This window comes from Pseudoxanthomonas suwonensis (assembly GCF_010093235.1).
Taxonomy (GTDB): domain Bacteria; phylum Pseudomonadota; class Gammaproteobacteria; order Xanthomonadales; family Xanthomonadaceae; genus Pseudoxanthomonas; species Pseudoxanthomonas suwonensis.
In genome coordinates, this window is record NZ_PDWP01000054.1 from 1 (window position 1) to 4,026 (window position 4,026).

A 4,026-nucleotide genomic window follows, 5' to 3' on the forward strand; every position below is an offset into this window, starting at 1 on the left:
CTAGGTTTATGCTATGGTGATTATTATTAGCTGTATCGTCTTTGTGTCGATGTAGATGTTTTTTTTATACGGATACGGCGACCACGTAAATGTATACGGGATAGATCGTCGGCATCGTATGAGTAGTAGAAGAGACAGGTCCTGGGCGGCGGCGATCATCCCGGCGCGCGCGTTCTCGCGGCCGGCGACCAGGCTCAGGGCCAGGCCACGACGACCGGCGCGGCCGGTGCGGCCGATGCGGTGGCGATAGGCATCCACGTCGGTGGGCAGCTCGTAGTTCACCACCGCGGCCAGGTCCTCGACGTCCAGGCCGCGCGCGGCCACGTCGCTGGCAACCAGCACATTGCAGCTGCGGTTGGCCAGCTGCAGCAGCACCTCGTCGCGGTCGCGCTGCTCCATGTCCCCGTGCAGGGCGAGGGCGGAGAAGCCGAACTGGCGCAGCGAGCCGGCGACCTCGTCCACGTCCTTGCGGGTATTGCAGAACACCACCGCCGATTCGGGACGGTAGCGCAGCAGCAGGCCGGCCACGGCCTTCTGCCGGAACTGCGGGTCCACGTCGAAGAAGCGCTGTTCGATGTCCGGCGCCGATTCGCCGCCTTCCACCGAGACCTCGACCGGATCGCGCAGCAGCTGGCGCGCCAGTTCGCGGATCGCATCGGGGAAGGTGGCCGAGAACAGCAGGGTCTGGCGCTGGCCGTGGCAGCGGTTGGCGATCTCGCGCACCGGCTCCTCGAAGCCCATGTCCAGCATGCGGTCGGCCTCGTCCAGCACCAGGGTGCGGACCACGCCCAGGTGCAGCACGCGCTTGCGGGCCAGCTCCTGCACCCGGCCCGGCGTGCCGACCACGACCTGCGGGTCGTGTGCCTCCAGCGAGGCGATCTGCGGCTCCAGGGCCATGCCGCCGGTGAGCACGCTCAGCTTGAGGTTGGGGATGCCGGTGGCCAGGCGGCGCAGCTGGCGGCCGACCTGGTCGGCCAGCTCGCGGGTCGGGCACAGCACCAGCGCCTGGCAGCGCGATTCGGCCGGATCCAGCCGCTGCAGCAGGCCCAGGCCGAAGGCGGCGGTCTTGCCGCTGCCGGTGGGGGCCTGCGCCAGCAGGTCGCGGCCCTCGAGGATCGGCGGCAGCGACTGCGCCTGGATCGGCGTGGCGGCGGTATAGCCAGGGCGTCCAGGCCGGGACGCAGGGCGGGGGAAAGCGGCAGCGAGGCGAAATCGGTCATGCGCCATTGTCGCAGGTGTGGACCCCGATCGCCCGGGGCGCGCCCGGGCGCGGTGCCGCGCCGCGTACAATGCGCGCATGCCTTTGATCACCCTGCAGAACGTCGACTACAGCGTCGGCGGCCCCTTGTTGCTGGAACACGCCGACCTGTCGATCGAACCGGGCGAACGCATCGCCCTGATCGGCCGCAACGGCGCCGGCAAATCCACCCTGCTCAAGCTCATCGCCGGCGAACTGCAGCCGGACGACGGCCAGGTGCGGGTCCAGGCCGGCGTGCGCGTGGCGCGGCTGGAGCAGGAGGTGCCCGGTGGCACCGAGGGCAGCGTGTTCGACGTGGTCGCCGGCGGCCTGGGCGAACTGGGCACCTGGCTGGCGCAGTTCCACCACATCAGCCATGCCGCGGAATTCGACGCGGCGGCGCTGTCGCGGGTGCAGGCGAAGATCGACGCGGCCGACGGCTGGGCCCTGGACCGGCGCGTGGCCGAGGTGCTCAGCCGCCTGGAGCTGGACGGCGATGCGGTGTTCGCGCGCCTGTCCGGTGGCATGAAGCGCCGCGTGCTGCTGGCGCGCTCGCTGGTCTCGGCGCCGGACGTGCTGCTGCTGGACGAGCCGACCAACCACCTGGACATCGAGGCCATCGACTGGCTGGAAGGCTTCCTCAAGGAATGGAGCGGCTGCGTGGTGTTCGTCACCCACGACCGCCGCTTCCTGCGCGCCCTGGCTACCCGCATCGTCGAGATCGACCGTGGCCAGGTCACCAGCTGGCCCGGGGACTGGGCCAACTACGAGCGCCGCCGCGAGGAGCGGCTCAACGCCGAGGCGCAGGAGAACGCGCGCTTCGACAAGCTGCTGGCGCAGGAGGAAGCCTGGATCCGCCAGGGCATCAAGGCCCGCCGCACGCGCGACGAAGGCCGTGTGCGCAGGCTCAAGGCCATGCGCGTGGAGCGCGCCCAGCGCCGCGAGCTGTCCGGCAACGTGCGCATGGAGGCCGCCCAGGGCGAGTCCTCCGGCAAGAAGGTGATCGAGGTCAGGGACCTTTGCTTCGCCCACGGCGACCAGGTGATGGTGCGCGACTTCTCCACCACCGTGCTGCGTGGCGACCGCATCGGCCTGGTCGGTCCCAACGGCAGCGGCAAGACCACGCTGTTGAAGCTGCTGCTGGGCGAACTGCAGCCGCAGTCCGGCGAGGTCAAGCTGGGCACCAACCTGCAGGTGGCCTATTTCGACCAGTACCGCGCGACCCTGCGCGAGGACTGGAACGCGATGGAGAACGTGGCCGGCGGCCGCGACTTCGTCGAGGTCAACGGCTCGCGCAAGCACGTGCTGGCCTACCTGCAGGACTTCCTGTTCACGCCCGAACGCGCGCGGGCGCCGATCACCCGCCTGTCCGGCGGCGAGCGCAACCGCCTGCTGCTGGCGCGCCTGTTCGCGCAGCCGTCCAACCTGCTGGTGATGGACGAGCCGACCAACGACCTGGACGTGGAAACCCTGGAGCTGCTGGAAGACCTGCTGGCCGACTACAACGGCACCCTGCTGCTGGTCAGCCACGACCGCGACTTCCTCGACAACGTCGTGACTTCCACCCTGGTGATGGAAGGCGACGGCCGGGTAGGCGAGTACGTGGGCGGCTACAGTGACTGGCTGCGCCAGCGACCGGCGCCGGCGGCGCCCAAGGCCGCGGGGGCCAGGCCCGCGCCGCGGCCGGCGGCAGTCGCCACGCCCGCCGCTTCGCCAGCGCCGGCCGGCAAGCGCAAGCTCAGCTACAAGGACGCGCGCGAGCTGGAACAGCTGCCGGGGCGGATCGAGGCGCTGGAAGCGGAGCTGGCGGACCTGGCCGCGGCCATGTCCGACCCGGCGTTCTACCAGCAGGATCCGGGCGTGGTGACCGCGCACGGCAAGCGCATGGCCGATGCCCAGGCCGAGCTGGACGCCGCCTACGCCCGCTGGGCCGAGCTGGACGGCTGAGTCCCGGCGCGCCATCGTGCGTGCAGGTCCGCGGCCCAGCGGCGACGGCCTCCCGCAGTTCGTCCGGTGATCGACGGGATGATGGCGCAGCCGCTGGGCGGGCCGGCGGATTACCTCGCGCGGCCCTGGGCGCGCGGGGCACTGTCCAGCGCCAGGAAGGCCCAGAACGGCACGCCGGCCTCGGCCCACCAATGCGAGGCGTCGGCCAGCACTTCCACCAGGGTCTCCAGCTCCTTCGCGCGGGCCGCCTGCAGGGTGGCGATGCCGTCGATCGCCAGCACGTAGCCGGGAGCGGGCGCCCAGGACAGGTCGCGCAGCGCGTCCAGCAGGCCGTCCCAGTTGCGGCCCCAGCCGGTGGGGAAATCCAGCGTGGTGGCCAGGCGCAGCAGCAGGCCGGCCTTGTCGCGGCAGCCTTCCAGGTCGATCCGCCGCAGCATCAGCCCGGCGTCGCGCGCGGCGGCGGCCAGGGGCGCCAGGTCGGCGGCCTCGACCTTGTACACGCCGGCCTGGGTGGCGTCGTCCAGGCCGATGTCGAATCCGGACTGGCTCATCGGCGCACCTCCCGTGCCTGCACCTCGAAGGAGCGGAAGCTCCCGTAGTGGTCGGCGGTGTAGTACCACTTGGCCGGCGGATCGCCACCGGTGACGATCCGCCGTTCGCCGCGATGCGGCAGGCCCGGCGTGGGTACGGTGTACTCGCGGTAGTGGCCGCGCGGGCGCGATGGCAGGCGGCCTTCGCGGTTGGCGAACACGCTGCCGTCCTGGCGGTGCGGGAACGGGCCACCCTGCAGCCGTCCCTTTTATACAACTGCGGCTGGCGCCGAGCCACCCCTTGGAGGACTG

General features: G+C 71.0%; 2 protein-coding genes and 2 pseudogenes. 1 reads left to right on the plus strand and 3 read right to left on the minus strand.

Translation table 11 applies throughout. The annotated features are described in order from the left end of the window. Positions 1–141: 141 nt before the first annotated feature. A pseudogene (gene dbpA, locus CSC68_RS15655) lies at positions 142–1,220 on the minus strand (ATP-dependent RNA helicase DbpA); the annotation flags it as partial. Positions 1,221–1,297: 77 nt separating this feature from the next. Here dbpA and CSC68_RS15660 point away from each other — a divergent pair. Further along, the gene (locus tag CSC68_RS15660) at positions 1,298–3,184 is read left to right on the plus strand and encodes an ATP-binding cassette domain-containing protein (protein WP_162204524.1); all 1,887 of its coding nucleotides are present in this window, start codon (positions 1,298–1,300) and stop codon (positions 3,182–3,184) included. 110 nt (positions 3,185–3,294) lie between these two features. Here the strand turns inward: CSC68_RS15660 and CSC68_RS15665 are convergent, their stop codons facing one another. Both CSC68_RS15665 and CSC68_RS15670 read right to left on the minus strand, forming a co-directional pair. Further along, the gene (locus CSC68_RS15665) at positions 3,295–3,735 is read right to left on the minus strand and encodes a barstar family protein (protein ID WP_162204525.1); all 441 of its coding nucleotides are present in this window, start codon (positions 3,733–3,735) and stop codon (positions 3,295–3,297) included. Next, positions 3,732–3,971: pseudogene (locus tag CSC68_RS15670) on the minus strand (guanyl-specific ribonuclease); the annotation flags it as partial. The gene CSC68_RS15665 and the pseudogene CSC68_RS15670, both read right to left, overlap by 4 nt. Positions 3,972–4,026: the final 55 nt, after the last annotated feature.